The 5,450-nt window shown below is 46.6% G+C and carries 1 tRNA gene and 3 rRNA genes; all 4 read right to left on the bottom strand.

From position 1 onward, the window contains the following. Positions 1-23 precede the first annotated feature (23 nt). The 4 genes from rrf to LDM98_RS11715 all read right to left on the bottom strand — a co-directional run bounded on the left by rrf (position 24) and on the right by LDM98_RS11715 (position 5,212). Positions 24-139 (bottom strand): 5S ribosomal RNA (gene rrf, locus LDM98_RS11730). A gap of 153 nt (positions 140-292) precedes the next feature. Continuing rightward, positions 293-3,169, bottom strand: a 23S ribosomal RNA gene (locus LDM98_RS11725). A gap of 328 nt (positions 3,170-3,497) precedes the next feature. Further along, a tRNA-Ala gene (locus LDM98_RS11720) sits at positions 3,498-3,573 on the bottom strand. Positions 3,574-3,698: 125 nt separating this feature from the next. Continuing rightward, positions 3,699-5,212 (bottom strand): 16S ribosomal RNA (locus LDM98_RS11715). The 16S, 23S and 5S rRNA genes sit together here with 1 tRNA gene alongside, the layout of an rRNA operon. Positions 5,213-5,450: the final 238 nt, after the last annotated feature.

The following is a 5,450-nucleotide window of genomic DNA, read 5'->3' as shown; positions in this document are numbered from 1 at the left end:
TTGAAGGAGTGCTATAAAACTCAAAGTGGCAGCGACCTACATTTCCACAGACGTAGCCTGCAGTATTATCGGCGATGGGAGGCTTGACTTCCAGGTTCGGAATGGAGCTGGGTATGACCCTCCCTCTAGCCCCACCACTAAGAGAAAGATAAACACCGATGTGTTCATGTTTCTCTCAGCTCGTAAGCTTTGAGTAACTTAGTATTGTTAAGAGTCTAGACATAATGTTTCATTACAATTGCATACTCACTATTAAGCTTGCACTTAATAAGGTAGTACCTATTTGAAGAATAAAGTAAATACAAACGATCTATTAGTACTGGTCAGCTAAATGACTTTCATCACTTACACACCCAGCCTATCAACGCAGTAGTCTTCTGCGGATCTTCAGGGATGATTCATCTTGGAGTTGGCTTCCCGCTTAGATGCTTTCAGCGGTTATCACATCCGAACATAGCTACCCAGCGATGCCCTTGGCAGGACAACTGGTACACCAGTGGTTCGTTCACCCCGGTCCTCTCGTACTAGGGGCAACTCTCCTCAATCATCCAACGCCCACGGCAGATAGGGACCGAACTGTCTCACGACGTTCTGAACCCAGCTCGCGTACCGCTTTAAATGGCGAACAGCCATACCCTTGGGACCTGCTTCAGCCCCAGGATGCGATGAGCCGACATCGAGGTGCCAAACCTCCCCGTCGATGTGAGCTCTTGGGGGAGATCAGCCTGTTATCCCCGGCGTACCTTTTATCCTTTGAGCGATGGCCCTTCCACACAGAACCACCGGATCACTATGACCGACTTTCGTCTCTGCTCGACATGTACGTCTCGCAGTTAAGCTGGCTTGTACCATTATACTCTACGATGGATTTCCAACCCATCTGAGCCAACCTTTGTAAGCCTCCGTTACTTTTTAGGAGGCGACCGCCCCAGTCAAACTACCCACCAGACATTGTCCTCCGACAAGATAATTGCCGCAAGTTAGCAATCAGAATATATAAGGGTGGTATCTCAAGGATGGCTCATCTACAGCTGGCGCCGTAGAATCAAAGCCTCCCACCTATCCTGCACAAATATATCCCAATTGCAGTGTCAAGCTATAGTAAAGGTGCACGGGGTCTTTCCGTCTTGCCGCGGGTAGGAGGAATTTTCACCTCCACTACAATTTCACTGGATCCCTGGTTGAGACAGCTCCCATCTCGTTACGCCATTCATGCAGGTCGGTATTTAACCGACAAGGAATTTCGCTACCTTAGGACCGTTATAGTTACGGCCGCCGTTTACTTGGGCTTCGATCAAGAGCTTCGCGACGAATCGCTAACCCCATCAATTAACCTTCAAGCACCGGGCAGGCGTCACACCTTATACATCCTCTTACGAGTTAGCAAAGTGCTGTGTTTTTGATAAACAGTCGGGAGGGACTCTTTGTTGCAACCTCTTCCGCTTTCTGGAGCAAGTCCATATACAGAAGTAGGCACACCTTATTCCGAAGTTACGGTGCTAGTTTGCAGAGTTCCTTAACCAGGGTTCTTCCACGCGCCTTAGAATACTCATCTCACCCACCTGTGTCGGTTTACGGTACGGGCAACTAATAATACACTTAGAGGCTTTTCTTGGCACGACGGTATCAACGATTCTGAATCAACGCCGAAGCGCGTCATCAGCCTGTCAGGTCTCGAAAACAGCCGGCGGATTTTCCTATCCAGCTTATCTACACCCTTCGAGCCACTATTCCATCAGTGACCTCGTTTAACCCTATGCGTCCCCCCTTCGTACTAAACTATTAGTTGGTATTGGAATATTAACCAATTTGCCATCGCTTACCCCTTTCGGACTCAGCTTAGGACCCGACTAACCCTACAATGACGAGCATAGTGTAGGAACCCTTGGGTTTACGGCGAACAGGATTCTCACCTGTTTTCTCGCTACTCATGCCTGCATGCTCACTTCTAGCCGCTCCACCACTCCTTACCGGTATGGCTTCAATGCTGACTAGAACGCTCTCCTACCACTTGATATAAATATCAAATCTACAGCTTCGGTGTCTATTTTAGCCCCGTTATATTTTCGGCGCAGAATCGCTAGACCAGTGAGCTGTTACGCTTTCTTTAAAGGATGGCTGCTTCTAAGCCAACCTCCTGGTTGTCTAAGCAACTCCACATCCTTTTCCACTTAAATAGAACTTTGGGACCTTAGCTGGTAGTCTGGGCTGTTTCCCTCTCGATGATGGATTTTATCACCCACCACCTGACTGCCATGAATTCACATGAGGTATTCGGAGTTTGACTGGGTTTGGTACCTTGGTATAGGCCCTAGCCCAATCAGTGCTCTACCCCCTCATGTTTCGAACATGACGCTATACCTAAATATATTTCGGAGAGAACCAGCTATCACTAAGTTTGATTGGCCTTTCACCCCTATCCACAGGTCATCGGAGGAGTTTTAAACCTCCACCCGTTCGGTCCTCCACTAGCTCTTACACCAGCTTCAACCTGCCCATGGATAGATCACTTAGTTTCGGGTCTACAGCAACTAACTATCGCCCTATTAAGACTCGCTTTCGCTACGGCTTCACGTTTGTTTAACCTTGCTAGTCACCATAACTCGCAGGCTCATTATGCAAAAGGCAGTCCATCACCCTGTATAAAACATAGGGCTCTGAATGATTGTAGGCAGATGGTTTCAGGTTCTATTTCACTCCGCTCACTGCGGTTCTTTTCACCTTTCCCTCACGGTACTGGTTCACTATCGATCCTGAAGTAGTATTTAGCCTTGGAAGGTGGTCCTCCCATATTCAGTCAGGGTTTCACGTGTCCCGACCTACTCGAATAGTCTATGATTAGTTTTCGTATACGGGACTTTCACCCTCTACGGTCGAGCATTCCAGCTCATTCTACTAACACCTCAAAGATTTTAGGGCTACTCCCTTTTCGCTCGCCGCTACTAAGGGAATCTCGGTTGATTTCTTTTCCTGTGGGTACTGAGATGTTTCACTTCCCCACGTTCGCTCCTCGAAAGGTGACATGCATCACTACATGCCGGGTTGCCCCATTCGGAAATCCAGGGATCAAAGCTTCTTGGCAGCTCCCCCTGGCTTATCGCAGCCTAGTACGTCCTTCATCGCCTCTTCTGGTCTAGGCATCCACCATCTGCCCTTAGATTAATTTTCTTAATTCTAAGGTACTACCTTATTAAATGCAAATAAGTCATTTTCAGATCGCTCTGATTATGGTTTAGTTGTTTAATAAGTTTGAAGTTCTTACACTTCTAATTTATTGAGTTTCTTGCACATGAAAGATATTAAAAACATTGCTGTTAATAATACTTTTTATGTTAAATTGTAATTTTTTTGTATGTTATGAACAAGTTCATATCATGCAACATTACGTTAGACTCTTAACAATAATAAGTTAAATAACATTTAGGTGTAAAACCTAATAGAAACATTCATCTGAATACTTCTATTAAGTTTTCCATTCCAGCATCTCTTTTCAGAAATGGTGGAGAATAACGGGATCGAACCGATGACCTCCTGCGTGCAAAGCAGGCGCTCTCCCAGCTGAGCTAATTCCCCAGGTTGTTACGTCAAAGATCCTAATAATCTTTGACAACCAAACATAAGTTATGATCGAACATAAAACAAACCAAGTCTTTTGTGTTTGTGATGATACTCTGTGAGGAAATATCATCTATACTCTGAAAGGAGGTGATCCAACCGCAGGTTCTCCTACGGTTACCTTGTTACGACTTCACCCCAGTCGCTGATTCCACCGTGGAGGGTAGCCAGTTTAGCTTCCCCGCTTCGGGTGAAATCAACTCCCATGGTGTGACGGGCGGTGAGTACAAGACCCGGGAACGTATTCACCGTAGCATAGCTGATCTACGATTACTAGTGATTCCAGCTTCATGTAGTCGAGTTGCAGACTACAATCCGAACTGAGACCAGGTTTATAGATTTGCTCCACCTCGCGGTATCGCCTCTCATTGTCCTGGCCATTGTAGCACGTGTGTTGCCCTAGCCGTAAGGGCCATGATGACTTGACGTCGTCCTCACCTTCCTCCTCCTTGCGAAGGCAGTCTCACTAGAGTCCTCGGCCGAACCGTTAGTAACTAGTGACGAGGGTTGCGCTCGTTGCGGGACTTAACCCAACATCTCACGACACGAGCTGACGACAGCCGTGCAGCACCTGTATAAAAGCTCCCGAAGGCACCACTCTATCTCTAAAGTGTTCTTAAATATGTCAAGGCTAGGTAAGGTTCTTCGCGTATCTTCGAATTAAACCACATGCTCCACCACTTGTGCGGGTCCCCGTCTATTCCTTTGAGTTTTAATCTTGCGACCGTACTCCCCAGGCGGAATGTTTAATGCGTTAGCTGCATCACCGAATAGACTAGCTACCCGACGACTAACATTCATCGTTTAGGGCGTGGACTACCAGGGTATCTAATCCTGTTTGCTCCCCACGCTTTCGCGCCTCAGCGTCAGTAATGTTCCAGAAGATTGCCTTCGCTTTTGGTATTCCTAGTTATCTCTACGGATTTTACCCCTACACAACTAATTCCATCTTCCTCTCCCACACTCTAGACTAACAGTTTTGGATGCAGTTCTACGGTTGAGCCGTAGGCTTTCACATCCAACTTATTAGCCCGCCTGCGCGCGCTTTACGCCCAGTGATTCCGAGTAACGCTTGCACCCTCCGTATTACCGCGGCTGCTGGCACGGAGTTAGCCGGTGCTTATTCATATAGTACCGTCATTATCTTCCTATATAAAAGGAGTTTACACACCGAAATGCGTCATCCTCCACGCGGCGTTGCTGCATCAGAGTTTCCTCCATTGTGCAATATTCCCCACTGCTGCCTCCCGTAGGAGTCTGGACCGTGTCTCAGTTCCAGTGTGGCTGATCATCCTCTCAGACCAGCTAGGCGTCATTGCCTTGGTGAGCCATTACCTCACCAACTAGCTGATACCATATAGCCCGATCCCTTGGCGAAAAAACATTTCCCAACTATGATTAACATAGAAGGAATATGGGGTATTAGCAGTCGTTTCCAACTGTTATCCCCCTCCAAGGGGCACATTAGCTATACATTACTCACCCGTCCGCCACTTAGCTGACAAACATAGCAAGCTATGTCCCGTTCTCGTTCGACTTGCATGTGTTAAGCACGCCGCCAGCGTTCACTCTGAGCCAGGATCAAACTCTCCATTAAAAATGAAATGGTTTGAACCATTGTCAAAGAATCACTTAACTATTTCTAATCAAGCTTAATCTTTATTCCCAATTTTTTAAAAATTGGTAAAATTAAAACTCAAATAGACGTTGATTTGTTTACTTATATTTGGTTGTCAAAGATCATTCACTCTCACTCTCTGGGCTAACTCAGCCTAGGTCTCTGTGTTTGTGGACGCGTATTATAGCACCGAACATCTTTCATGTCAAGGGTTTTT

The sequence above is a fragment of the Sulfurovum sp. TSL1 genome, assembly GCF_019972135.1.
Lineage (GTDB): Bacteria > Campylobacterota > Campylobacteria > Campylobacterales > Sulfurovaceae > Sulfurovum.
This window is presented reverse-complemented; position numbering and strand designations above follow the sequence as displayed.